This window comes from Limosilactobacillus urinaemulieris (genome assembly GCF_014838745.1).
Classification (GTDB): Bacteria; Bacillota; Bacilli; order Lactobacillales; family Lactobacillaceae; genus Limosilactobacillus; species Limosilactobacillus urinaemulieris.
Genome location: NZ_JABUXR010000009.1, coordinates 61,130 through 87,447 on the forward strand (window position 1 = coordinate 61,130; position 26,318 = coordinate 87,447).

A 26,318-nucleotide genomic window follows, 5' to 3' on the forward strand; every position below is an offset into this window, starting at 1 on the left:
TCAACAACTTGCACCTACCGTTGTCTCTCTGAACGATCTACTTGAAATGCATCCGTGTTTAATATTCGCCATTATCATATTACATCTGGCGTTATTTAGCAATCGATATTTTAATAAAAATTATTTTAATTTGCATGGCGCAAACCAAATAGTGAAGTTAGGCCAGCGATCCGTAGTCCAAGGCCATGAAGAATATTCGTCTTTTTTGGCTCAGCCGGACGATGGATCAGCGGTGGCCGTGAACTTGTCTTGGTATACCGGTCATCAAGGCGTTCATTATCAAACTTATTGTAGACAATTACGATCTTTGAATCAGGTGTCCAGGCATTGACCTGCTCACTTGGTAAAAATGCTCGATCAGGTGCGCATCCCTTAATCTCAGGGGCATCAAATTCAGCCCATTCCTTTGGTGAATCAGGTTGAATAACCCATTGACTATAAGTTACTTGCCCATCCGCTGTTGGTACTTTACTGCGTTGAAAACGAACAGTTTGTTTGATTTCTTGCTGAGTACCATCAACGTCCACTAAGACGATCGTTCGTGTTGACTTTGCCGTCAGCGCATCAGTCAATTGTTGTTCTTCTACAGTAACCATCTGCACCTAACCTCACTTTACTTTTCAATAATTTATCGAGTATTAATTTAATCCAAGACAACTATTACAGTGCCATTTAACATGTAATTGTAGACCCTAATATCAAAAATGTCAAAACTCGTTTATCAAATTATAAGTATTTATCTAAAAAATATTTAAAAAAAGCAAGCCTAAGCATTACCGTAAAAGCGTTTAGGTTTGCTTTGAATCTATAAATAACTGAATTTAACTAGTTTTCACGGCGAGCAAGACCAAACGTTGCACCAAGTCCAGCAAGGCCAAGACCTAGTAATGCAGCTAAGTTATGTGAATCACCAGTTTGTGGTAACCGTGATTGAGCCTTGTGACTAATAACAACACTTGGAGCTTGTTGATGGGCAACCGAACTGTTAGCAACTGCTACTGGGAAGGCTACAGTTTCAGTTGTACCAGTAGTCGGTCGATAAATAGTAGTCCCTGCAACTTTTTGACCCTGAGTTGTCATTTCTTCAGAGCCGTTCACACCGGTTTCACCAATTGTTTGATCCACCGTTTGCGAACCAGTAGTTGCTGGTTGTAGTCGTGCAAGGGCTGCTAAATCATCCTTAACAGCTTGCTGGTACTTAGCCAGAGTTGCTTGATCCTGAGCTAACTGTTGCTGATCCCTTTGAAGTTGGGCCTTCAGATCCGCAATTGTAGTATCACTAGTAGCCTGTGCGAGTGCAGCATTTGCGGCATCTAATTCAATCTTCTTGGTAGCTAAAGCATTTTGACTGTCCTTCAGCGCTGCTTGGTCACTACTCAATTGCTTTTGAAGTTTCTCAACACGAGCAGATAGTTTACTTATTTCATCTGGAACCGCAGCAGCAAATTTTGCATATGATTGCGCAAAGAGTTGTATTGCCAGACTGCCCTTCAGGTTACCTTCTTCCAGTTGGCTCAACTGCTCTTTGGCACTTGTTAATGCTTTATTAGCGCCATCCAAAGCAGCCTTCTTAGCAGTTAAGGTCTCCTGAGCCTTCTTCAAAGCTGATTGGGCATCTTGAGCTGCTTGTTGCTTAGTTTGTTGAACCTTTTGATCAGCATTCAACGTGTTCTTAGCTGTTTGTAAGTCTTTTTGAGCCTGTTGCAATTCTTTTGCTTGGTCATCCTTTGACTTGCCAGCAGCGTCTAAAGCAGTCTTCTTTTCGTTAACTTGGCCTTGGGTTGCATCGGCTTTAGTTTGCGCATCAGTAACTGCTTGTTGCTTAGCTGTCACTGTTTCTTGAGCTGTTTGCACTGTCTTCTTGGCTGAATCAAGTTTTTGTTGAGCAGTTGCAACGGCATCAGAAGCAGTCTTTACCTCTGCTTGATCGTTTTCAACAGTTTCTGATGCATTCTTGGCATCTGGCTCAGCCTTATCAGAAGCAGCCTTCTTTTGGTTATATTCATCTTGAGCAGACTTAATATCATCTTGGCTAACGCTAGACTGTTGGTCAATCCCTGGAGTTGTAGCACCTTGAGCTAACTTAGCCTTAACCTCAGAAGTAGCATTGGCATCACTAATGAAGTTGAAGTGGAGATATCCGTGATTATCAAATGAAACCGACAGGTATTGGTTGGCAATCACTTTACCTGTTGAAGGATCAAGTGAAATTGCATTCCCACTAACACCATTGTAAGTTGGTCGATAACTAGGATCATTGAGCAGGGCAGTTGTATGTCCTCCAAAGCCAGGCTTCATGTTACTATCCATATACATCATCGTCAGAATTGTATCATAAATACTATGCTTTAAAGTATCCATGTTTTTCTGACCAGTAAGTTCTATTGGAATAAGTCCAAAGCCAAGATTTTCACCAACAAAAGCATTATTTACATTAGTTGCCAAGTGTTCATTAACCGCTGCCTGCTCTAATCCTTTCATATTATGACTATTTTGAAGAGCATTCCATCCTGTATTATTGTATGCCGCTTTCATTACTTTCCAACCAATATCAGTTGCTGAGTTCGAAACCTTCAAATATCCCGCACTATATTTATTACCATTTATTTGAGATTGTACCTGCTTACGAATTCGATTAATAACGTTAGCGGTCCAACTATTAATTTCATTTTTTTGTTGATCAGTTAGATTTTGAAGATCCACTGGTTGCTTTGCATCTTCAGGATTAGATACAAAGTTATCAGGAAATGATGAAAAGCCATTTAATAAATCAATATTAGGATTTCCACCATTCTCGGCAAATGCATTTCGAGCTGCCTCAGTAGAATCTTGAGAGTTCGTCATTGCATGCGGATTAAAGCCCGCAAAAGCATCAGTAAACCCTGCTGGCACCTTAGCTGGAGCTTGTTGAGCAATTGGATCACTCTCACTGGTAGTGCCGTTCTTCAGTGCATCTAATTTAGCCTTAGCTTGATCCATTGCTTCTTTGGCACTTTGAGCTGCCTGTTGCTTTTCTTGGGCCGCCTGTTGATCAGCAGTGAGTTTACCCTGAGCAGTCTTGGCAGCCTGTTGGGCCTTAACTAAGTCACCATTAGCTTTATTCACTGCCTGCTTGGCTGTTTCTAAATCAGCTTTAGCTTGGCTTAGTGTGTTTTGTGCATCTGTAACTGCTTGTCGATCATTCCGGAGTTTTTCTTGAAGTCGGTTAACTTCTTGTTGGAGGGCGTCAACATCAACATGAGAAGCATCTTAAAGATCAGTTACCTTTTGTTGAGCAGCCTTAATAGCGGTTTGATCTGCATTTACTTTTTGATTAGCCTGATCAGCAGCTTGTTTAGCTGTATCAGCCGCAGTACTCTTCGCATCTACATCATTGCTTGCCTGATTGAAGGCTGTTTGAGCTGCTTCTTGCTTTGCTTGAGCATCCCGAACAGCAGCTTGAGCCTGTTGAAGAGCAGCTGATGAACTAGCTGATGATGAACCGGATGTAGCACTGGAACCAGCGGAAGAAGCACTGCTACTAGTACTTGCCGAAGAACTAGTGGCTGAGGAACTGCTTGTCGATGCTGAACTAGATGCTGAACCAGCACTTGACTGAGCGGCACTCAATTCATTTTTAGCAACAGATAGATCCTTCTTAGTTTGATCAACTGTAGCTTGCTTAGCCTGAACATCAGCGACTTGTTGATCATATGCACTTTGAGCTGCTTGTTGCCGTTGCTGAGCAGCTGACAAAATTGATTGGCCTTGTTCTTGAGCAGTCTGGGCATTCCGCAATGCCGCTTCATCACTAGCAACATTTTGTTGACCCTGAGTAACCTTTTGTTGGTAATCATTAACAGATTGTTGATCGTTAGCTAACTTAGCTTTCAATTGATTAGCGGTTGACTGACCAGTAACGTTTGTTTCTTGCAGATTATCAGCCGCATGAGCAGTATTCGTTGCCCCAACCAACGTGATTCCTGCCAAGACAGCAGTACTAATTAAAAATTTATTTTTGAAACCGTCTTTCACTAGTTAACCCTCCAAATAGTTATTTCTAGACATAGTCGATTTTATTGTACCCCTCTTGTGTAAATACGGACAAGTCATTTTAAAGGTGATTAGCTATCCACTCCCCAAACATTAATTAAGGTATATCAACTGTGAAATTTTCATAATCATTTTAGATCTTCCGTCCAGATTTTAGATCTCTTTAGATCTTCAAAATATTTAAATCCAAAAAGAGCTACCCATCTAAATGAGTAACTCTTAGTATTAACTAGTTAACATTTTTAACAGTACCATCTTGCGCAATGAAAACAGCACCTAAATTCCCTGACTGTTCTTCCCAACCATTTATAGGAGCGCCATTAAAGAACAATCGTTTAGCCTCGATTTCTCCCATTACCGACTGCTCAGTAAATACAGTCACGCTAGAAAGATCCGTCTGTAAAGGATAACCGGTTCGTGGATCCAGCAGGTGGTGATACTTCTTACCATTTACTTCCAGGAAACGCTCGTAGATCCCTGAAGTAACGGCAGAACAAGCTGGTTTACGGACGATTTCAATGTCATCCCCCCGCTTCAACCGCGGATCCTGAACGCCAATTACCCATTGACCATCTTCACGACGCGGTGACTTTCCCACAAACAGAAGGTTCCCGCCAAGGTTAATAATTCCCGCTTGAACTCCCTGCTCAATCCAAAAGTCACGAACTCGATCAGCAATGTAGCCCTTGGCAATTCCACCAAGATCTAACTCCATCCCCGCTTCTTCCAAGAAAACGGTTCGGTAGTCATCATCCAATAGAACCTTATAGGGATCGATTAATTTGAGCCGTTCTTGAATATCAGCATCTTGAGGGACATTTGCTCCCGTAAAACCGATCTTCCACAGCTTCACCAATGGCCCAATCAAAGCGTTAAAGCCAAAGTTTTCCCGACTATACTTAACGGCTAATTTGATTAACTCATAAGTTGATGGTGAGACAACTTTGGGCCCTTTTCCTGCTGCATGATTAACACTCATTACCTCTGATTGCGGACGGTTAACCGTTAGCCGATCCTCGTATTCATCAATCAACCGCATTGATCTCGCTAGTAACGGGTAATAGCGATCACCAAAAAGCGTTAGGACAATCTTTGTTCCTAACGCATGGTGGACCATTGAATGGCGTTGATTTACTAATTCGCTAGTCATCGTTCTCTGAAGCCCCGGTTGATGCATCAGCGGTATCGTCTTCCGCATCAACGCTACCAGTTTCGGAGGCACCAGTCGTAGCGTCAGTTTCCTCTACTGGACGTTCATCGGCAGCTACTGGCGTATTTTCTTCATCATCACTGTCATCGCTGCTTTCTGAAGCACCTGTTGAGGCATCGACTGCTGGTTCTTCTTCCTCTGGCGCAGGTTCATTAGTGTTCTTAGATGCACCAGTAGTTGCATCCTTACTCCAAGCACCATTTTCAAAGAGGTTCAAAATGTATTCAACGCTTCCGGTAAATTCAATTGTACCGAGGTAATGACCATTGATGTCCCGTAAAGCGTAGTATTGGATCAGTGAACGGTGACCATTCATCCAGAGTGGTCGCGTAACGACGTCTTTCTTTCCTTCACGGAAGCTGTTGATAATGCTCATTACTGCTGGAACAGCCATTAGTGGATGACATTCTTGGACAGTTTCACCGAGGGATGCAGTATTCCGAACATGTTCCCGGTTTGGTTTATCTGAGAACCAAGCAAAATGATCAGTGCTATCGATTAAATCAATTTCAAACGGAATCGTACTAAAGATTTGTTGAACTTCCTTTAATGACAACCGACCAGTTGGAAATTGGATATATGCATCACTGATCGTTGGTTGTTTAACGGCCATATTATGTTCCCCCTTATCAACATCTTGGAAAATTTGAATGTATTCAATAAAGTGTTCAAAGCACTTTTCTAGGTTATCAATTGCTTCTTGGTCTATCAAACGGCCGTCCTTAGCAAAGGTGTTCCGGACATTCCCAATCAAGACCTCATTCCCTGGAATCAGATTAGTGTTACAATCCGGTGAAATCAAAATTTGTCGCATCTGAACTTGGGAACGAGCAGAGGCTTGACGACCATAAGCAACCCCAACGATCATTGCTGGCTTTTCTGAAAGCACCTTAGTCTTGTAAGAAAGCCATTCAATAGCTGACTTAAGAACTGCAGGAATTCCGTGATCATATTCGGGAGTAGAAAATACTAGCCCATCAGCTTCCTTGACTTTTTGCTTTAACTTCCAGACTTCTGTTTGTTCTGATAATGGAGTATCAACACTAAATGGTGATAGCTTACCAACTTCGTAAATCTCAATATCAGCCATTTGCTTAAAGTGCTTCTTCATGAACCGTAACAGTAACCGGTTATATGAAAAATCAGCATTAGTACCGACAAAGGCGAGAATTTTCATCATTACTTACTCATCTCCTCGTTCATTCGATCAATTGCTTTCGCATAATAACGGAAGCCGTTCATACATTTTTCTAAGAAGCCAATTGTTCCCTCATCAGTAATGTTCCCATTTTCGTCCATTAGGCTAGTCACGTTACTCATGAAAAATTCATCGCCTTGATAGACACTTGCATTAATCCCTGGCGAAATTAAAATATCGCGTAATTGAACCTGGGACCGTGATGCCCCCTGATCATGCGTTGAGGCACCAATTGTCATTACTGGCTTCCCAGTAAGGGGGTGGACACTGTAAGACAACCATTCAACAATACTCTTCAACGCTGAGGTAATTGAGTGATTGTACTCAGGACTAGCGATGATCACGGCATCGGCATCCTTAATCCGGCGGTCAATGTCCTTGATTACTTCGGGAGCATCGCCCTTAAAGCTTTCGTTAAACATTGGTACTTGGCGAATATCAATCACGTCAATCTGATCTTGATCCTTAAAATGTTGAGCCATAAATTCTAATAGCATCCGGTTATACGAATGATTAGCATTTGACCCAGCAATTGCAGCAATTTTCAAGTATGTCACTTCCTCTTTAAGTTTATTCATTAATTCACAACCATTTTACTATATTTTAACTGATCATAAAATAGATTATTAGTATTTTGCTTATTTTTAGATAATTTTCAAACTTTTGATTATAATCAAACCATTTAAACCAATAAAGATTAATTATTGTTAGTTTAAATAATATTCAAATAATAACATTATTGTTCAGCAGTCATTTATTAAGAGCGGTATGCTAAAATAAGACAATAATCTTTGAAAGGATCGAAATTATATCATGGTTCAATCACGACAACGACAACAAAATATTGAGATCCAGGTTGGGGATCGTTTTCCGTTAACGATTCGGCGGCTTGGGGTTAATGGTCAAGGAATTGGCTACTTTAAGCATAAAGTGTGCTTTGTCCCTGGCGCCCTTCCGCATGAAGTTGTTGTCGCTGAAGTAACCCGGGTCCATCCCCGCTTTCTTGAAGCCAAAATCCATCGACTTCGCAAAACTAGTCGAGATCGGGTCGAACCCCGCGATAGCTATGCCGAGGTTGCGGGTGGCTTTGAATTAGAAAAGCTGGCTTATCCAGCCCAATTGCGGTTTAAACGGCAGGTCGTTTTGGATAGTCTCGAAAAATTCAAGCCATATGGTTACCGGAACTATGACGTTCGCCCTACCATTGCGGCACCACATGAATATGGCTACCGGAACAAGGCCTCATTCCAAGTACGGATGGTTAACGGTCACGTTGCGGCTGGTCTGTACAAGGCAAATAGTCATGATCTCGTAGACATTCAAGAATGTGCCGTTCAAATGCCGAACACAATGAAGGTTATCAGAACAGTCGTCCAAGCAATCGAGGCTCTTCAAATCCCAGTATACGACGAAGAACGTAACAGTGGAATTATTAAGACCCTAGTTGTTCGTGAGTCAGCTGCAACCGGCGAAGTTCAATTGACACTAATTACTAATACGCCTAAACTCCCCCACAAGCGTCAACTACTGGAAACCATTCAAGAACAGCTCCCAAAGGTTGTTTCCGTAATGCAAAACGTTAATCCGGGCGATACTCCACTAATTTGGGGTGATCAAATGATCCACTTAACTGGGCAAGAATATATTACTGAGAGTTTAATGGGATTGGACTTCCATCTCTCCGCCCGCTCCTTCTTACAGCTAAACCCTGAACAGACGGAAACCCTGTATGAAGAAGCAGCTAAGGCACTGGAACTTTCTCCTGACGACACTTTGATCGATGCCTACGCGGGGGTTGTCTTTGGCTAACCGGGTGAAGGAGGTTTGGGGGATGGAAACAATTCCCGAAGCCGTTGAAGACGCTAAACAAAACGCTGACCTTAACGGTATTACAAATACCCATTATGAAGTTGGCTCAGCAGAGGATGTTATCCCGCAATGGCGAAAGGAAGGCCATCACTTTGATGCACTTGTGGTCGATCCGCCACGAACCGGTTTAGACAATGATCTGATTGAACAGATCATCAAAGAACGCCCTGCCAAGTTCGCCTACGTTTCATGTAACATGGCCTCCCTTGCGCGGAACCTCGGTCGATTAACCAGTGTCTACCACGTTGACTATATCCAACCAGTTGACATGATGCCGCAAACCACCCGTTGCGAAGCGGTGGTGAAGTTGTCACAAAGAGTGTGAGCCGTGACGAACTAGCAACTGAGCACTAGAAAATCCCGGACGACGATTGTTTACAATCAAGTCCGGGATATCTAGGCGGAAGTTGCGGTCACGGCGAGCACGTTTCTACTCTGTTACGGTCGGACACGTTAGCTCTAGCAAGTTCCTGGCGAACAGTTCTCGACTCAGTTGCAGTAGAACCAATTTAGCAATCCCTTTTAAACAACAATTTCATTTCCTAACTAAAAAGCGGTCCGCGGATTCCCCGTGGATCGCTTCTTTATGTTCTAAATTACTACTTATTATCGCGACGACGATTTGGTACAAAGCCTGCTACCAAGGCAGCCAGTCCTGCTGAAAGAGCACCGAAAATTTGGGCGTTCTTTTCACCAGTATTACCAGTTTGTGGTAATTGCTTATCCTTAGCAGTCGTTGATTGAGACGTCATTGTTTCCCCTGTTTGTACATTAGGAACATTACCTTCTAGTTTGCCAGTAACATCATTCTTGTTTGGAGTGGTGTTCGTAGGCGTATTAGTAGCTGGTGTTCCTTGTCCTTGATGATCACCAGTTATTGGTTGACCACCATTAGTTGGGATCAGGGCCACTTTAATAATTTGATCAGAGTTACCATCCTTAAAGGTGTAAGATGTTGGAACACTCTCACCAGGAACTAATTGATAACCATCAGGAATGTGGATATTAACTGGGACTGTTTGCCCGGTCTTGCCAGGCACTGTCTGAACGCCGACAACCTTGCCTTGCGGATCGACAAACTTATACTTAACCGTTTGGTCGGTTGGGATATAAGTAATGACGATTGGGGTAAAGTCGCTGGTGCTGGTAACCAAAGCAACTGCTGGTGCATTGCCACTTGGCGTATAACCAGGAATTTCTGGAGCATCGTATTCAGTGAAACTCGATGTTGTCCAATCACTGTAGCCGGTAACTTGACCCGTAACTTCATCAACGGTGGCAGTCCGGGTAAGGTTGACTGTTTGGTCATGAGCTTCCTTTGTCCCATCAGGCTTGATAACCGTAATCTTCCGCGTGATTGTCTTATTCAGATCAGTCGTGTCAACACCCTTTGGATAGTTCTTACCAGGATTGTCTGGGAGCTTATCACTTGGTGTTTTCGGATCGGTTGGTGTTACCGGAACGATCTTGTGTTCAACGTTAACTGTAACAGTTGGAATACCATCTGAAGTAGCGGTGATCGTTGTTGGAATATCTTGACCAGGAACGATTTGCCAACCTGCAGGAACGTTTGGTGTAACTGGAATCTCTTCATCCGTCTTTCCTGTTAATGGGGTAGTACCAACTTCTTTGCCGTTTGGATCAACGTATGTGATCTTCCCAGTCTGTTCGTTTGGCGTGTAGGTAATCTCAACCTTTGGATCTGTGTAATCAGCTGTTACCCGATCAACTGCAGGGACCTCTGCTTGACTTGGAGTGTAACCAGCTACTTCTGGTGCGTTAACCTTATCAAACTTAGAGGTAGTCCAATCACCAAATGAAATAACTTTCTTCGTAACCTCATCATATGTTCCAGTCCGAGTTACTTCAGTATGTTGACTAAGATCAACATTCTTAGTTGGTTCTTTAGCAGTAATTGTCCGGGTAACAGTCTTGCTGAAGTCACTTTCATGATAACCATCTGGAACATTATTCTTATCAACTGTCTTAGTATTATGGGCAACATGAACAGTGATTGCTGGATGCCCTTGAGCGCCAAAGCTAATCACATCTGGCACGGTGGTATCCGTGATATGCCAGTTCGTTGGTACGTTGTTCTTAATATTAGTTGGCACATTCTTTTGGTCGGTAACTCCAGTGACATCGTAGTGACTACCACTGATTGAACTACCATCTGGATTCTTAATTTCATTCCCGTTTTCATCAACATAGGTTACGGTTGTCTGTTGGGCATTTGGTGTGTAAGTAATTACAACTTTAGGATCAACATAGTCAGTTGTTACTCCTGTTACGGCAGCTACATTTGCTTGACTTGGGGTATAACCTGCAACTTCTGGAGCCGTAACTTCGTCAAAATTACCAGTTGTCCAATCACTATAGGAAATAACCTTCTTAGTTACTTCGTCATAAGTTCCAGTTCTCGTCAATTCAGTCTTTTGACTTAGATCAACATCACCAGTTGGCTCTTTAGCAGTGATTGAGCGTTTAATCTCCTTAGCAAAATCATCTTTAGTGTAACCATCTGGAACATTATTTTTATCCACAGTCTTAGTTGCATGCTTCAAGTGAATATCAATTGTATTGTTAGTATCACCAAAAGTTACACTAGTTGGTAAAGTTTGACCAGGAGCTAAAACATAGTTAGTTGGGACAGTTAAACTAATAGCTGAACTTTCACCATTAAGACCTGTTTTACTTACGGGAGTACCTACTTTACTACCATTATCGTCATCATCTACAAATTGGTAAGCTGTAGTCGTCTCAATCGCAAATGTTGCTTGACCAGCCATATCATCAGTAGAAATAGTTACATTACTTAAAGACTTAGTAGGATCGTCAGGATCTGTTCCCATACCTGCTAAATCAACCAAGCAATCTTGCAAGTGAGCTAAAATCTTGTCCTTATTTAAATTAATGGTGTAAATACCACCCTTAGTTGGAGCAGTTCCATTAGCCCAAGTATAGTCGCCATCTTGCAGAGTATATTTTCCTAAATCAACGGTTCTTAATAATTGTGGTTCATCGCCTGGTTCATCTGCTCGTTTATAAACTGGTAAAGTTAAATCAATAGTAATCTTGCCATCTTTATTAACTTCAGCAGTAGTTACAGCATTACCATCATAAAGTTTAGAATTGTTACCACTTAACTTAGCCTTACCGGTTGCTTGATAAATTTTATATTGAGCAGTTTCGTATTCAGGACCATAAGTCCACTCGTAGTTATTTCCATTATTACCATCAGCATCTTTAACTTTTTGAATAAAGGCATCAGTTAAACGAAGATCGTATGTGCCAACACTCTTAGCTTGGTCTTTAGTAACTTTCTTCCCATTAAGCCAAAATTCTACATCATTAGGTGTTAATTGAATTGTCTTAAGAGTTCCGTCAGAATTATAGATTGATATCTTACCTTGATCATCATCACTAAGGCCTAACCCTGAATAGAAAGTTCCCTGATCTGGAAGAGTCGAAGTATTATCAAATACCTTCATATCTCCTCCCATAAGATCAATTTCTTTATTTCCTTTAGCTATAATAAAAGTAGCCTTACTTGTAACATCCTTAAGATCTGGATAAATAAAGTTATCACCCAATTGATCTTTAATGTCATTAAGACCCTTTTCAGTTAGACTAACTGTGTAAGTTCCGGCATCTCTATTTTCATTATACGTTACATCGCCATCAGACAATTGTACTCTAGCGTTAGCATCATTAAAACCAACATTATAGCCACTAGCAGGAAGTTCATTAGTCTCAACTAAATTTTTCCAGTTATCATCCGCATAATTAAATGTACTTTCACCTGAAAAAGTGATTGTAAGCTGATGCTTTACAGAAATTGGAATAGTTTGATCGCTATCAGGAATAGTAACACTAGTTGGAAGGCTACCAGAAGCAAGTTGATAACCATCTGGAAGAGTTAACTTAACTGGTTGACTACTGCCATCTTCTCCGCTTACTGCTACTGGAGTACCTACTTGATTACCAAATGGATCTTCAAATTTGTAGGTTACAGTGTTAGTAGCAACTTTTTTATAATTAACTTCAATCTCCACTGAATTAGCATTAAGTGGATCAAATGTCCAATCACCTAGATTACTATTAGCTGGTGAAATGGTATAAGTATATCCTGGTACCTCAAGCTGACTTTCATCAATGGCTGGTAAAGTTACTTTTATATCTGGATTTGTCGCAAAAGCCATAAATTTCTCATAGGCTTCCTTATCAGCCGCACTTTTAAAGAAAGTCGTCTCACCACCATCACTTGATTCAGCATTTACAGTGTTTTGGTATACCCAGTTATGTGTAGTTTTACCATTATTATTAATAATAGTAGCAATTTTCAGACTATTTATATACTTAGTTGGCCAACCCTGATAGGTAGTGTTCATGTTAATACTTCTGATTGAACCAAACTGTGAAATAGTCTCATCTCCATCTGGCTTATGCATTATTACAGTTCGAGAAACTTTACGTAAAACATGATTAGCAACATCAGTATAGGTAAAATAGTTACTTTTGTCACTAATGCTTTTTTTATATTCATCTGCCGTCATACCCATTGATAAAGAATTATCAGTTGCAGCCTTACTCTCCTCTAAAGCCTGTGCACTTCCAACTCTTACTCCTAAAGAATGAATTTCAGCTGTGGTGGTATTCATATCTTTTGAATTATCTACCATTTCAGAATTTTTAACTTCTTTTTTACCAGTAGTTACATCATTTTTAATAACTCTAACATCACTATTAGATATAACTTTCTTACTATCCGATGTGCTTTCAGCAACTTTTTCGTTAGTTGAAGAGGTTGCTGCCTTATTAACAGTTTTTCCATTGGCTGTTTCGTTATTTACTTCTTGATTACTATTTGCTTTTACAGCCACAGCTTCCTTATTATTAGCACTAGCTGTTTTAGGTAATACCGCTGTCTTATCATTAGTTGTTGGTGTTTCACTAGCAGTTTCTGCAGTTGCATTATCACCTGTATTTGTATCAGCTAGGACTGAGGAATTTTCCCCCCCCATTGAATATAAGGTAAAGCCAATTAAAACAGACGCTACCCCAACGGACAATTTCCGCAATGAATATCGTTCTTTACGTCTTGCCATTTTACGCATTTGTTCATTTAAATTATTCTTCGATAGCATTTTGCTTGCTCCTCCCCTGAAGCATTAATTGATATATCAAATAAATTATAGAACTTATCTACTGATAAAAAAAGGAAGATTGCTAATTAAACACGCAATCTTCCTTTTTCAAGATTTAGATGTATATTAAATTTAACTAAAATAACATTAAACTGAATAGCGTACAGCAATAACTCACTGTTCAGTTGCTATATGCTTTCGACTGCGACTGAGTCGAAAGCTGTTCGCCGCGACCGCAACTTCCGCCTAGCTAGGCATTCTACTGCAACCGAGTCGAGATCTGTTCGCCAGGAACTTGCTAGAGCTAACAACCTCCTGCCTAGGCGCTAGTCGCCTTCGGCAGGAGAAATTGTTAGCTTTCCGCAAGTTCTTTGCTGGCTCACACTCTCGACCACTGTTTCCACGTCTTCAGATTACTAATGTTATCGAGAGAATCGTAGGCGCCGGTGCTGAGTTTTTGCAGGAGTTTTGGATTAGTTAGGATATCTACGGCGGCCTTTTCCATCTTCTTCGCGTTATTTAATGGTACTAGCTCACCGTTGACGCCAGATTTGACCATTTCGCTTGGGCCATACATGTAATCGTAGGTCACGACTGGGACACCGTGGGATAATGCTTCACCCATTGCTAATGGCTGGGCGTCGATTCGGCTCGTATCCATGAATAATTGAGCAGTATTATAAACTGGATCCAATTTTACTTGGTAACCAGCAAAGACAACGATTCCGGTCAAGCCAGCATCTTCAACCTGCTTCTTGTACCGGTTAACATCGTCAGGATTGCCATAGCCGTAAAGAGTCAGCTTAGCAGTAGGTACCTTTTTATGAATCCGGGTAAAGATTTCAATTAACTTCCCAGTCTGCTTATCTTCACCAAGACGACCAACATAAATGATTTGTCCCGCAATCCGGTACTTCATGTCAGTCCGTTGGTTATTGCTCTTAACTGGAACACCGTTAACTGCGTAAACTGGCTTCTGATCACCAATCCGTTCCCGAATCATCTCTGCCTGAGCTTCAGTCATGGTAATGATGCCGTCCCACTTATCAAGGTCAGTAGTAAGCGGACCTTGGAGCATTGGGTTAAGCGGGCCACTCTTAAGGTTATTACCATCGTTGACGTGGTTCATTGCCATCCAAAGGTACTTCTTAGCGGCAGTCTGCATATTCATCACTGGCTGAATTGCGACTGCTGGCCGGTCAGCAATAAAGACATTATTTTCACCGTTTGCCTTATTCACTTCATCAAGGAAGAAAGCGAAAAGATCTTCTTCACTATCAAAGAACCGGTCATGTCCTTGGTAGTTTTTGAGGACGTTCAACGAGTTAATCGGTGTATTCTGAACTGATTTAACATAGTACCGTTCCATGTAAATGGTTTGATCCGGACGGTAATACCGCTCAAAACTAATTTGACCGTCTTCACCGATAAATTGATCAACCGACTTGAATCCCCGAAGATCATACTGTTGACGAAGGGTCACGTTCCCGGCAACATCAAACCAATCAACGTGATTTACTAGGCCGACAGTTCCACCAGTAAAGTAAACGATGCAGACTAGGCGATCCCCGTCCTTAACTTCTTGGTAGTTATTCCCGGTCCCTACCTGGTATTCAATCGGCAGGTTCAGATCACTAACATGGAGATCATGCCCCACATAATCGGTTGTTCCCGCAAAGAAGTCATACATATTAACAAGCTGGTCGTCAGTTAAGCCAAACCGTTGCAGAGTTGCGTGAATAATTTGGTCATAGTTCCGCGTAACTAACTTGGCTTCGGCATTGTGATCCTTAAAGAGCTTCAGCCGCTTCATTTCAGCGTGTTCAATACTTGAATCGTTGCTCAATAAGTATTGGTTAACGAAAAAGAACATTATTTAGCGGCCTCCTTTGTTTTCATATCATCAACTAATTTATTCCATAGTTTCATGACATTTGGTTCAGAGTAACGTTCACTATCTTGGTAGGCATTTTCACTGAACTTTGCCAATTTCTCTTGGTCTGTCAGGAGGTCAATAATTGCCTTAGCTAGGCCATCAACATCCCCATTTTGGGTAAGGAGCCCATCTTGGCCGTCAATCACAACGTCAGCTGGTCCATACTTAATGTCGTTCGCCACGATTGGCAAGCCATGTGACTGTGCCTCAACTAATGATAATGGCAATCCTTCAGCATGACTTGGCAAAATCAATAGTTGGGCGTCGTTATAAACCGCATTCGGATCATTAGTGTAACCATGGAAAGTTACGGAATTACTGAGATCTTCATCCTTTACGATCTTCTTTAACGTCTTATCGAAGTTGTCATTTGCATATCCCCAGAAGTCCAGTTTTGCCGTCGGAACCTTTTCTAAGATCTTCGGCCATGCCTTAAGCAGTGATCCTGTTGTTTTTCTGGTGAGAGCCGCGCAACCATTACGACTTGGTTCTTTGTCCGCTGTTCAAATGGAATGTGCTTAGCTTCCAAGACGGCCTTAGGAACAATTGGTCCTGGAATCCGGTAAATCTTTGTCCCGTACTTTTCAAACCTGTCCTTAACATCTTTCTGTTGTTGAGGGGTCAAGGTGATGATCCCATCCCAATCTTTGACGTGGTTAAGTCCCCAAGTATAGTTGTAATTTAAGGTTGAGTGCAACATATCACTGTTATCATTAACGTGATCATTGTGCAATTGCATTGTCCGGAAAACCCGGTGTTTCATGTGGAGTACCGACCAACCAACTTCGTATGTCCGGTCAACTACCAAACCAACTGGGCCATTCCCAACTAATTCAGGATCAGTTACGATTTCATCATAGAAGAACCGTGTCAGTTCATCGAGATTAGCAAACTGGCAGTCCTGTCCCTTATAATTGAAGAGGTGGTAAGTATCAACTCCCTTATCCCGCTTATTCTTTTGGTGTTCCAACTGAATAGCAATCGAGCCATCCGGACGAAGGTAGTTTTCAGTTGCAATGTTGCCATCCCAGTCGTAAACTTGTTCAACCGAGATAAATCCACGGTTATCATACCAGCTAACCTTCAATAACTTGCCAAAGTGATCAAAGTACTGAAGGTTAATGATATGCTTTTCCTTATCATTACGCCGCCGAACATACATGATCCGGTTACCATTTCGATAGTAGTTATAGTTGATTCCGTCAGCTTTACGGTCCCAGGTAGGATCGACATCAACATCCTTAATGGTGACATCTTTTTGCGGAAAAACCCGTGCTTCTTGGAAATAATCAAATAAGTTTACAAAGTCTTCATCAGCAATCCCCGCTTCTTCAGTTACCATGTGAAGTTCGTTTGAATACTTCCGGGTAACGATCTTAGCTGGTTCGTCAAACATCTCGAACAGGTGCAACCGCTTAATTTGCGCGTGTTCAATGCCTGACTTATTATGCTGAATATTATCATTCAGAAAGAATAACATTGCTTTTCTCCTTTTCTACGTTAACAGGTTAAGTGTACCATAACAAAAGCAGTGATATTAGGACTTGTAATCAATTTGTGTTAAAATTTATATTTATAATATGAAAGAAGGAGAAGATTAATGCAAAACCCATTTGGTAATAACAATAACAATGACCAAAACCCGTTTGATCTCAATAATCTCCCATTACCGCCAAATTATGCCAAAGTCGTTAACGATCAGGGGCAAATTAAGATCGCCAAAGTGGGAATTTCATGGACAACGCTGTGGTTCGGTCCCCTACCAGCACTATTCCGGGGCGACTACTATAACTTTCTCTTAATGATCGTCCTTGACCTTGATTACGCATTAGTAGTTCTCTTTTTCGGTTTAAACTGGTTAATGCAATTCCCGTGGCCTTCACTTGTGTTTGCAATTTTCTACAACATGATGTACTTCAAACACTCCTTCAACATTGGCTACCGTCCCGCTGACCAGCGTTCACGCGAACTACTAGAAAGATTTCATTACCTTAAAAAATAAAAATAAGGAACTGAGAAAAACATAATTTCCTCAGTTCCTCATTTTTATTAGAATAACAGCCTAATCAGCGTTTTCGCCTTCAAGGAATTCATGACGAATCTCCTTGTATGCTGCTACTGGATCATCACTTTGGGTAATTGGCCGACCAACAACAATTCCGTTGCTCCCCATTTCAGCAGCTTGTTTTGGTGTGACAACCCGCTTCTGGTCATCATGAGTATTCAAGTCAGGGCGAATTCCTGGTGTGATGCAGAGAAAGTCTGGGTTGGTAACTTCTCGAATTGCAGAAATTTCCTTAGCGGAACAAACCACTCCTGCTAAGCCACTTTCATCGGCCAACCGGGCATAGTTTTGAACAGATTCCATTACGGTACCGTTAATCTTCTGCTCGTTGTGAAGAATTTCCTCGTCAATTGATGTCAACTGGGTAATTGCCAACATCTTAGGAACCGAATTACGTGCTTCAGCAGCTCCCTGCTTTAAACCGCGTAAACCAGCCTTCATCATTTCACTTCCACCAGCAGCATGAACGGTAACAAACGCAACGCTTAGCCGGCCAACCTGTGCCATTGCCCGTTCAACCGTGTTTGGAATATCATGTGCCTTTAGATCAAGGAAAATCCTAAATCCCCGTTCCTTGGCTTGTTTAATGATTCCAGGACCAAAAGCATAGAATAGTTCCATCCCAATTTTAATAATTGGCATATGATCAGTATCGTTAGAAAGGCGATCAAAGAGTTGAACAGCCTTCCGCTTATCAGGGACATCAATAGCAACAATTGGTTCAAAGCGTTCCATAATTTTCCTCCTAAAAAAAGCACCAGTGCTCCTCAGAAAAGGGAGACTGGTGCTTTCGCGTTCTCGCTTATAACACCGTTTCGCCCTCACTGGAGCAGATTAAATGGTTAATAACTTATTCGTGATGTTCGATTGTAATATCTTCGTGACCGTCATATTCTTCAACGGCAACATGAACTGTTTCATTCATTGCGGTTGGAATGTTCTTGCCAACAAAGTCAGGCCGAATTGGTAATTCACGGTGACCCCGGTCAACTAGCACAGCAAGTGAAATTTGTTGTGGTCGTCCCATATCCATCAAGGCATCTAGGGCCGCCCGTACTGTTCGCCCGGTAAAGAGAACATCATCAACAAGGATGACATGCTTATCGTTAATATCAATTCCAAGTGAAGATGTCTTGACCGTTGGCTCCTTATGATGATCAGGAATGTGCCGATCATCCCGGTATAAGGTAATATCAAGCGCGCCAACTGGAATTTCAACGTTTTCAAGTTGGTTCAACCGATTAGCTAGCCGTTCAGCAAGATAAACTCCCCGGGTCTTAATCCCAACAAAGACAAGGTTTTCGACTCCTTTATTCTGTTCAATAATTTCGTAAGTAATTCGTGTTAATGCCCGTTGCATACTTGATCCATCAACAATTTCATGGGCCATCCTGGTCACTTCCCCTTAATCAATTTATTTTTACAAAACCCTTCTTCACTGAAACTGTGAGGAAGGGTTTAATTACTTATTTGTTCCTTCTTGATTTCACGGAATCAGGTTAAAGGCGATATTTCTCTTATTACCAGTATTTTAAGCGTCTCGCCTAAGCCTGTCAATAATTATCATTGGTTACTATTACTCTGACTAGCGTGCTTACTTAACCAATTTTCCATCATGGAAGTGATATTGTCCCAAATCTGACTGAAGCCATCCTTGTTTTTAAGGTTATTAACTGTGCTAGTAGCATTATCAGGGTCTTGTTGAACCTGAGTAATAGTCTGGTCAATGTCATTCAGTTTTTGCTTAGCGGAATTACTGTTTAGCTGATTCTCGATCTGTTGATTTTGGTTTGAAATATTATTCAAATGGTTTTGGAGTTCTTGCTGGTCATGATCTTTCTCGTATTGCCGAGCAGCTCCCCGAAGCGCGGCAACCTGTTCCGCAAGTTTTTGGTTATCAGAACTCAGCTCACTAATGCTACTGGAGTTATCGCTAATTTGGCTGCTTTGCTCAGCATTATTGGCTTGTTGATTTTGATTGCGGTTATGTGCCGAAACCGCCCACCATCCAACAATTATTGCCAGTAAAATGATCAATGCTACTAACCAACCACGATGATGTTTTCTCGGTGCAGTTGATTGATGACTCCGATTCGATTGTGATTGAACTTGTTCTCGAGGCTTAATATTTAAGGTTAAGTGATCTGACGCGGTTTGACCATCACTATCCATTACTGTAACGGCAATTGGATATTCACCCTGCTGGTTAATGTTAACTTGGGTTAAGTTAAATGTAATCTTATCGGTTAGGTCACGACCATCACTCGTTGCTTTAATTCCAAACTGGTTAATCAATTCTGAATTGACGATTGACTGTCCCAGTGGCCAATCAAGATAGTGTCGTTGAATCGTTAAAACTGGTTTTGCCATAGTATCCTCCACATTTTCTTGTTAATCCGTTTGCATTATAGCACATGAAAGAAAAAGCTAATCGTAGGTTTTCCTAGCGATTAGCTTTTTAGAATGTTTATTTGAATTATGTGGGTGAGCTAGCGTTCTATTGCTATACAGTCAAAACTGTCGCAGTAGCTGATTGACTTCTCGCATCAACAAGTCGATAACGAGAAGTCTAATCATCCTTGCGGGGGTTCACAGACGAAAACAAGTTTTCTGGTTCACTCCCTCGCTCGAGTTTTCTAGAGCTAGCGTGTCCGACTGTAACAGAGTGGAAACGTGCTCGCCGTGACCGCAACTTCCGCCTAGCTATCCCGTCCTTGATTGCAAGACAATCATCGTCCGGGATTTTCTAGTGCTCAGTTGCTAGTTCGTCACGGCTCACACTCTATACTCTTATAACTCCCATGGATCCTTTACAATGATGGTTTGGATCCGGTCGGCACCAACGGAAACAGTTGCGAGTGGGGTTTCGGATAACTCGCTAATCCGCTTAAGGTAGTTTTGAGCGTTAACTGGTAAGTCTTCGAACTTCTTTACACCAGTAATATCTTCATCCCAACCTAGGAGTTCTTCATAAACTGGTTCGCACCGGTCAAGTTCCTTTAAGCTAGCTGGGTAGTAATCAATTTCCTTCCCGTCAAGCTTGTAAGCTTTACAAATCTTAACGGTCTTCAAACCAGTAAGGACGTCTAACAGGTTTAAACTAAGGCAGGATAAACCTGAAACGCGTCGTGCATGACGCATTGCCACACTGTCAAACCAGCCAACACGACGAGGACGGCCAGTAACAGTTCCGTATTCATGACCGGTTTCACGAATTTGATCACCAATTTCATCGGTTAATTCTGTTGGGAATGGACCAGCACCAACACGGGTTGAGTAAGCCTTACAGATTCCAACAACAGTATTAATCTTGTTTGGACCAACACCGACACCAGTACATACACCACCAGCGATTGGGTTGGATGCAGTAACGTATGGGTAGGTACCTTGATCAACATCAAGCATTACCCCTTGAGCTCCTTCAAAGAGAACCTTTTTGTTACTATCAAGGGCATCGTTAACGATCCGGGAAGTATCAGTAACATACTTCTTTAACTCTTGACCGTATTCATAGTAACTTTCGAAAATATCGTCGAAGTTAATTGGATCAACGTGGTACAACTTAGTGAACAATTCGTTCTTTTCAGCTAAATTCCGGCGTAACTTAGTTTCAAAGGTATCCTTTTCTAACAAGTCGCACATCCGAATACCAACACGGGAAACCTTATCCATGTATGTAGGTCCAATCCCATTCTTGGTAGTTCCAACTTTGTGATCACCCTTAGCTGCTTCTTGGCACTTATCCAAAAGAATATGGTAAGGGAATGTCACGTGGGAACGGCTGGAAATCCGCAAGCCAGAGATGTCAATTCCGTTATCTTGAAGGTAGTGTAATTCCTTCAATAATGCAGGCGGGTTAATAACAACACCGTTACCGATAACCGCTAACTTATCTTTACCAAAAATTCCGGATGGCACAAGCCGCAAAGCAAACTTCTTGCCATCGAACGCAATTGTGTGACCGGCATTATTTCCACCTTGGGAACGGACAACAACATCCGCTTCTTGACTAAGGTAATCGGTCATCTTACCTTTCCCTTCGTCTCCCCATTGACTACCTACAATCACAACTGATGACATTATTCTTTCACCTCAAACTATTAATTTGTAAAAGACGTTTTTACTTCACTATATTACCGGACTTCAGGATCTTCGTCAAGGAGATAACGAACAATTTTTCTGAACATTTTTATAAATGTCCGATGTTTTTTATTGACGATAATCAGTAAACAGTGCATAATAGCATACGGAATTTTTAAGAAAGTAAAGGAGCTGTTCTCGTGCAAACATTCGATTACGATGACATCCAACTAGTCCCAAACAAGTGCATTATTAAGAGTCGGAAAGAGGCTGATACCAGCATTAAGTTTGGGCCAAAGACATTCAAGATCCCTGTTGTACCAGCAAACATGGAAAGCGTGATCAACGAAGACCTTGCTATTTGGCTCGCCCAAAATGATTACTTCTATGTGATGCACCGCTTCGAACCTGAAAAGCGTGCTGAATTCGTCAAGCGGATGCATGAGCGCGGGCTCTTTGCTTCTATTTCAGTTGGAATTAAGGATGCTGAATACGACTTTATCGATCAATTAAAAGCCGAACATTTAGATCCAGAATACATTACAATTGATGTTGCCCATGGTCATTCCGATTTTGTTATTAAAATGATTCAATATATCAAGAAAAATCTTCCCAACGCATTCGTGATCGCTGGAAACGTTGCAACTCCTGAAGCAGTTCGTGACTTGGAAAACGCGGGGGCAGACGCGACTAAAGTTGGTGTTGGCCCTGGTAAGGCCTGCATCACTAAGCTAAAAACCGGCTTTGGAACTGGAGGCTGGCAGTTAGCCGCAATCCGCCTTTGTGCTAAAGCCGCACGTAAGCCAATCATCGCTGACGGTGGGATCCGTCATAATGGTGATATTGCTAAGTCTGTCCGCTTCGGTGCTTCAATGGTAATGATCGGTTCAATGCTTGCTGGTCACCTTGAATCACCAGGTCACGTCATCACAATTGACGGTAAGCGTTATAAACAGTACTGGGGTTCCGCTTCTGAAGTCCAAAAGGGGGCTTACCGGAACGTTGAAGGCAAGCAAATGCTCGTTCCTTACCGGGGTTCAATTAAAGATACTCTTCGCGAAATGCAAGAAGATCTTCAATCATCAATTTCATACGCCGGTGGTCGTGACCTTGAATCAATCCGCCGCGTCGATTACGTAATTGTTAAAAACTCCATCATGAATGGGGATTATTAAAGAAAGAGTGTGAGCCGTGACGGAGCAATCGAGTACTAAGGATCCCGGACGCTGATTGTCTTGCAATCAAGGACGGGATAGTTAGACGGAGATTGCGGTCACGGCGAACACGTTTAAACCAGAGTGCGAAGCCGTTAAAACTTTCCGGTGGCTAACAATTTCTCCCGACTTGATGCTGAAAGCATCTGGGAGGGAGGTTGTTAGCTCTAGCAAGTTCCTGGCGAACAGATCTCAGCAAAGTTGCAGTAAGAACACCACTAACTTCTAATAAAAGCCAAAAGAGATCATGAAAAATTAGCTAATTTTTCATGATCTCTTTTTTGCTATATGCATTAATCACTAAAATGCAAAATTTCACCCAAAGGACGTCTCTCGGACCGGTAAGAATTAATCTTCGCTTTTTTCTCGTAGCCTAGTGAAATTCCTTCAATAAAGCGCTCGTCGTCAGGAACATCCAGAATCTGGTGCAAAATATCAGGAAAACGAACGCTGTTATAGGTTGGAATTGAACCCAAGCCCAGATCAGTTGCCGCTAACATTAGTGTTTGACCAAATGCTCCCGCGTCCAGAATCGACCAATCAGGTGAAGCCTTTGGAATCGTAATGTAGAAGATTACTGGAGAATTGTAGAGCGTTTGACTAGCTTCGGTCATTTGCTGGTGAGCCTCGTCAAATGTTGCAAAGTGGTGAACGATACCGTGTCGCCACTGCTTCATATTAGCCTGCGTTCCATCGCTCCAGTCTTCCCGTGACATCACTGCCAAATCAGGATGACCGTGATTCCCTGCTAGATCTTCCTCATGATAGGCTGCCTTAATTTGCGCCAATGACTTGCCCATCGCACAGTAAACCTGCCATGGTTGCGAATTAACCCACGATGGGGCCCGTTGTGCTAATTTCACAACTTTCTTAATGAGATCTTGATCAACAGGCTGATCTGTAAACTGCCGAACTGAATGACGAGAATTAATTGCTTCCGTTAGTTTCATTCTGATCGCTCCCTAATTGCTTTATTCGTTAGTTACAGTTTACCCCATTTTTATTAACTAACGAAATCAGCACTAGCCTCTTTGAGCAATAAAGTTAGCAATCAGTGATGACCTCGTTAGTAGCGACTTCGCACTGGCCCGTTCTTCTTTACTATGCGCGCCATCCCCGACAACCCCTAAAGCATCAATTGTCGGGACATCCCGAGCAACCATAATTCCCGCATCGGATGCCCCACCGCCACCAACAGCTTGAAGTTTACCGTAACCAACCTGTTGAGCAACCTGATTCAACTCAGCAAAAAGTTCGTTAACCGCCAGCGTCTCCTCCATACTATCGATCTTCGTCCGCATTTTTACCGTAGTGGTTGTATCTGGAATGGTTGGCGTAGCAGCAATTGATTTAATTCGCTCCAGTAACCGATCTCGTTGCTGATTCGTCCTAAACCGAACACCCAAGCTAGTCGTTGCCCGATCCGGAATAATATTCTCACTAGTCCCGCCCTTAATCATTCCACAATTCACGTGGACACCCGCTTGCAAATCACTGAGTGCGCTTAATTTAATAATTTGGTGAGCCAATTCAATAATTGCACTTCGCCCTTTCTCCGGTTCCGCTCCAGAATGAGCAACTCGACCATGAACAATAACGTCGACAATCATCCCACCACGATTATGGGTTCCAACATGACTCGGATCATCCTTCGCTCCTTCAAGATTAAGACCATAGGCACCCCCTTGGCACTCATCTGCAATAATATCGTACGTCCTTGAATCCATATGAAGCTTTTCTTCATCACCCACAACGATCATTTTAATTGGACGACGATTCAATTTCAGCTTTACCAAAGCTTGGATAGCAAACAAGCCAATCACCAATCCTGGCTTCATATCAAAGATCCCCGGACCCGTCATTTGATCCCCCTCAACCTTAAATGGGCGTTGCTTTACGGTTCCTTTGGGGAAAACAGTATCCATGTGACCAAGCAAAATCACTGGCTGAAGGTCTTTTCCTCCCGGTAGCTCACCGATTAAGACCATCCCCTGCTTTCCGCTATCTCGCTGCCGAGTCTCCATCCCCAAGCTTTTCATTTTCGCACTAAGAATATCCGCTACTTTTTGAACGCCAGCAACGTCATAAGATGGACTATCAACATTAATAATCTTCTCTGTTAACTCAGTCATCGCTGAGAATTGTTCTTGTAAATAATTTGTAATTTGATCCATCGTCATTTCCTCCACTTAATTAACCTAATTTCGATCTTGATCGTTTCCTATAAATAATTAATCGCGAAACCAGCAAAGAATACTGATACTAAAGTAACGGTGACTAATCCAGCAGTAATCATTTTTGGTAAGAAATAATTCTCTAGTGCTACTTGTTCCGCTTCTGTTTGTCCAGCGCTTGCTGCTATTTCCTGAGATAAAATCATTGTAGTTGGGAAGCCGAAAGTACATGTCATTCCCAACGCAATTGCCATTTCACGTGAAACATTAAAGATTCTTGCGGTAAAGAAAGAAGTTATCACTACCCCAATCGTTCCCACAATCAGGCAAACTAATAATGGGAGCAAAACAGACATCACAGTTTGTGGCGTCGTATTCGCAAGGCTTGCCAAGATCACGATGGTTACTAAGAATGTAATCATGCCACTAGAGGCTGTTTTATCCATAATATGATCGTCAAGGAAACCTAATTGATTGAAAATAATCCCTAGAATAAAGCACAGAACCAGGTAATTAATCGTGCCGTGAATCAAAAGGCTAACCCCATAGCTTAATGAGGCAACCAGACCCAACTTAGCAAGGTTAATAATTGGTGTATCAAAAAGTGCTGATAATTGTAATGGGCGGCGCCGCGTGGTAATTTCAGTTCGCCCTTCCTGAAGCTCTGATCCGCTACCCTGAAGAAGACGGTGAGCTTCCCGCCGCATCGCGTAAGTAGCGATTGGAATTCCGATTATGTTTTGGAATGTTAGCACTGCTAAGGCGTAGGTGGACAGCATTTGCATATTCTTTGCCCGCATAGCATTTAACAAGACCAATGTTGCAGCATTTCCGCCAGCAAAGATTGGGGCACCGACAATGCCAAAGTTCTTCTGTTTTACTAATAAGGCAACAACGACAATCAAAATACACGAGCCAATTGCACCAAGGATCGCAATCACAACCACTTTCCATTGACGCTTTAGCTCAGCAAGGTTAATCGTGGTTCCAAGTGAGGCTAACATCAATCCAACAATTGCCATCCCGAATTCTTCAACCCTGCTATTTGAGAAAAGATCTTTCGGCAAGACTCCGGTCCAGAAACCGATTAACGCTAAAACTGAAATTGTTAGGACCGTATCAATAATTCCGTTAGTCTTTCGGGAAATATATTCGCTAGCGGCATAAATCACCAGCAGGATTGTTAAAGAAATTACTCCAGACATAAAAAATCCTCCAATATCATTTACTGTTCAAAAACCGATCTCGAAGCGTAAATGGTTTGGAAGATCCAAAAAGGGGCTGTGACATAAGTCCCTAATAATAAGCGGAGTTAGATGAAATCTTCGGATTTCATTTAACTCCGTTTTCCTTTAAAATATATGTTAGTAAAAGAAAAAGACACCGACCAGCC

17 protein-coding genes and 2 pseudogenes are annotated in these 26,318 nt (G+C 42.0%); 3 read left to right on the plus strand and 16 right to left on the minus strand.

Annotation, left to right across the window (positions count from 1 at the left end; translation table 11 throughout):
* Window positions 1-125: 125 nt before the first annotated feature.
* From HUK45_RS05800 to HUK45_RS05825, 6 genes are all read right to left on the minus strand, one after another.
* The gene (locus HUK45_RS05800) at window positions 126-596 is read right to left on the minus strand and encodes a mucin-binding protein (RefSeq protein ID WP_191911520.1); all 471 of its coding nucleotides are present in this window, start codon (window positions 594-596) and stop codon (window positions 126-128) included.
* A 229-nt stretch (window positions 597-825) separates the two neighbouring features.
* On the minus strand, window positions 826-3,105 hold the full coding sequence (locus tag HUK45_RS05805) for an SEC10/PgrA surface exclusion domain-containing protein (RefSeq protein ID WP_191911521.1): 2,280 nt from the start codon (window positions 3,103-3,105) through the stop codon (window positions 826-828).
* A 144-nt stretch (window positions 3,106-3,249) separates the two neighbouring features.
* On the minus strand, window positions 3,250-4,014 hold the full coding sequence (locus HUK45_RS05810) for a hypothetical protein (RefSeq protein WP_191911522.1): 765 nt from the start codon (window positions 4,012-4,014) through the stop codon (window positions 3,250-3,252).
* 247 nt (window positions 4,015-4,261) lie between these two features.
* On the minus strand, window positions 4,262-5,182 hold the full coding sequence (locus tag HUK45_RS05815; protein WP_191911523.1) for an FAD:protein FMN transferase: 921 nt from the start codon (window positions 5,180-5,182) through the stop codon (window positions 4,262-4,264).
* Window positions 5,175-6,419 (minus strand): NAD(P)H-dependent oxidoreductase, encoded by a 1,245-nt coding sequence (locus HUK45_RS05820; RefSeq protein WP_191911537.1) that lies wholly within the window; start codon window positions 6,417-6,419, stop codon window positions 5,175-5,177. Before HUK45_RS05820 ends, HUK45_RS05815 begins: the two co-directional genes overlap by 8 nt.
* Window positions 6,420-6,421: 2 nt before the next feature.
* Window positions 6,422-6,988: an NADPH-dependent FMN reductase gene (locus HUK45_RS05825; RefSeq protein WP_191911538.1), complete on the minus strand. Its 567-nt coding sequence runs from the start codon at window positions 6,986-6,988 to the stop codon at window positions 6,422-6,424.
* A gap of 265 nt (window positions 6,989-7,253) precedes the next feature.
* On the opposite strand from HUK45_RS05825, the pseudogene rlmD reads away from it, so the two are divergent.
* Window positions 7,254-8,634: pseudogene (gene rlmD, locus HUK45_RS05830) on the plus strand (23S rRNA (uracil(1939)-C(5))-methyltransferase RlmD).
* A gap of 274 nt (window positions 8,635-8,908) precedes the next feature.
* Here the strand turns inward: rlmD and HUK45_RS05835 are convergent.
* From HUK45_RS05835 to asp1, 3 genes and pseudogenes are all read right to left on the minus strand, one after another.
* Complete coding sequence (locus HUK45_RS05835) at window positions 8,909-13,456, minus strand: mucin-binding protein (RefSeq protein ID WP_191911524.1); 4,548 nt, start codon at window positions 13,454-13,456, stop codon at window positions 8,909-8,911.
* 379 nt (window positions 13,457-13,835) lie between these two features.
* Window positions 13,836-15,329: a glycosyltransferase gene (locus HUK45_RS05840; protein WP_191911525.1), complete on the minus strand. Its 1,494-nt coding sequence runs from the start codon at window positions 15,327-15,329 to the stop codon at window positions 13,836-13,838.
* Window positions 15,329-16,872, minus strand: a pseudogene (gene asp1, locus HUK45_RS05845) (accessory Sec system glycosyltransferase Asp1). The gene HUK45_RS05840 and the pseudogene asp1 overlap by 1 nt, the downstream one beginning before the upstream one ends.
* Before the next feature lie 120 nt (window positions 16,873-16,992).
* On the opposite strand from asp1, the gene HUK45_RS05850 reads away from it, so the two are divergent.
* Entirely contained in the window at window positions 16,993-17,394 is a 402-nt protein-coding gene (locus tag HUK45_RS05850; protein ID WP_191911526.1) for a hypothetical protein, read from the plus strand.
* Window positions 17,395-17,454: 60 nt separating this feature from the next.
* On the opposite strand, the gene pyrF is transcribed toward HUK45_RS05850, so the two are convergent.
* The 4 genes from pyrF to HUK45_RS05870 all read right to left on the minus strand — a co-directional run bounded on the left by pyrF (window position 17,455) and on the right by HUK45_RS05870 (window position 21,537).
* Entirely contained in the window at window positions 17,455-18,192 is a 738-nt protein-coding gene (gene pyrF / locus HUK45_RS05855) for an orotidine-5'-phosphate decarboxylase (RefSeq protein ID WP_191911527.1), read from the minus strand.
* A 115-nt stretch (window positions 18,193-18,307) separates the two neighbouring features.
* On the minus strand, window positions 18,308-18,847 hold the full coding sequence (gene pyrR, locus HUK45_RS05860; RefSeq protein ID WP_191911528.1) for a bifunctional pyr operon transcriptional regulator/uracil phosphoribosyltransferase PyrR: 540 nt from the start codon (window positions 18,845-18,847) through the stop codon (window positions 18,308-18,310).
* A 173-nt stretch (window positions 18,848-19,020) separates the two neighbouring features.
* Window positions 19,021-19,827 carry a DUF5011/hyalin repeat domain-containing protein gene (locus tag HUK45_RS05865; protein ID WP_206683786.1) on the minus strand — a complete coding sequence of 269 codons (807 nt, stop codon included), beginning with the start codon at window positions 19,825-19,827 and terminating at the stop codon, window positions 19,021-19,023.
* A gap of 420 nt (window positions 19,828-20,247) precedes the next feature.
* Window positions 20,248-21,537, minus strand: coding sequence for an adenylosuccinate synthase (locus HUK45_RS05870; RefSeq protein WP_191911530.1), 1,290 nt, complete (start codon window positions 21,535-21,537; stop codon window positions 20,248-20,250).
* A 200-nt stretch (window positions 21,538-21,737) separates the two neighbouring features.
* Here HUK45_RS05870 and HUK45_RS05875 point away from each other — a divergent pair, with 200 nt between their 5' ends.
* On the plus strand, window positions 21,738-22,712 hold the full coding sequence (locus HUK45_RS05875) for a GMP reductase (protein WP_191911531.1): 975 nt from the start codon (window positions 21,738-21,740) through the stop codon (window positions 22,710-22,712).
* 332 nt (window positions 22,713-23,044) lie between these two features.
* Here HUK45_RS05875 and HUK45_RS05880 read toward each other — a convergent pair whose 3' ends face one another.
* The 3 genes from HUK45_RS05880 to HUK45_RS05890 form a co-directional block, all read right to left on the minus strand.
* Window positions 23,045-23,701 carry a nitroreductase gene (locus HUK45_RS05880; protein ID WP_191911532.1) on the minus strand — a complete coding sequence of 219 codons (657 nt, stop codon included), beginning with the start codon at window positions 23,699-23,701 and terminating at the stop codon, window positions 23,045-23,047.
* A 72-nt stretch (window positions 23,702-23,773) separates the two neighbouring features.
* On the minus strand, window positions 23,774-24,925 hold the full coding sequence (locus HUK45_RS05885) for a M20/M25/M40 family metallo-hydrolase (RefSeq protein ID WP_191911533.1): 1,152 nt from the start codon (window positions 24,923-24,925) through the stop codon (window positions 23,774-23,776).
* A 47-nt stretch (window positions 24,926-24,972) separates the two neighbouring features.
* A complete protein-coding gene (locus HUK45_RS05890) occupies window positions 24,973-26,130 on the minus strand; it encodes a 2-hydroxycarboxylate transporter family protein (protein WP_191911534.1) in 1,158 nt (385 codons plus the stop codon).
* Window positions 26,131-26,318 lie beyond the last annotated feature (188 nt).

Bases quoted from the DNA above. Each gene is read 5' to 3' on its own strand.
- HUK45_RS05800 (WP_191911520.1), bottom strand. From the start codon at position 596: ATGGTTACTGTAGAAGAACAACAATTGACTGATGCGCTGACGGCAAAG.
- HUK45_RS05815 (WP_191911523.1), bottom strand. From the start codon at position 5,182: ATGACTAGCGAATTAGTAAATCAACGCCATTCAATGGTCCACCATGCG.
- HUK45_RS05820 (WP_191911537.1), bottom strand. From the start codon at position 6,419: ATGAAAATTCTCGCCTTTGTCGGTACTAATGCTGATTTTTCATATAAC.
- HUK45_RS05835 (WP_191911524.1), bottom strand. From the start codon at position 13,456: ATGCTATCGAAGAATAATTTAAATGAACAAATGCGTAAAATGGCAAGA.
- HUK45_RS05840 (WP_191911525.1), bottom strand. From the start codon at position 15,329: ATGTTCTTTTTCGTTAACCAATACTTATTGAGCAACGATTCAAGTATT.
- HUK45_RS05850 (WP_191911526.1), top strand. From the start codon at position 16,993: ATGCAAAACCCATTTGGTAATAACAATAACAATGACCAAAACCCGTTT.
- pyrF (WP_191911527.1), bottom strand. From the start codon at position 18,192: ATGGAACGCTTTGAACCAATTGTTGCTATTGATGTCCCTGATAAGCGG.
- pyrR (WP_191911528.1), bottom strand. From the start codon at position 18,847: ATGGCCCATGAAATTGTTGATGGATCAAGTATGCAACGGGCATTAACA.
- HUK45_RS05865 (WP_206683786.1), bottom strand. From the start codon at position 19,827: ATGGCAAAACCAGTTTTAACGATTCAACGACACTATCTTGATTGGCCA.
- HUK45_RS05870 (WP_191911530.1), bottom strand. From the start codon at position 21,537: ATGTCATCAGTTGTGATTGTAGGTAGTCAATGGGGAGACGAAGGGAAA.
- HUK45_RS05880 (WP_191911532.1), bottom strand. From the start codon at position 23,701: ATGAAACTAACGGAAGCAATTAATTCTCGTCATTCAGTTCGGCAGTTT.
- HUK45_RS05885 (WP_191911533.1), bottom strand. From the start codon at position 24,925: ATGGATCAAATTACAAATTATTTACAAGAACAATTCTCAGCGATGACT.
- HUK45_RS05890 (WP_191911534.1), bottom strand. From the start codon at position 26,130: ATGTCTGGAGTAATTTCTTTAACAATCCTGCTGGTGATTTATGCCGCT.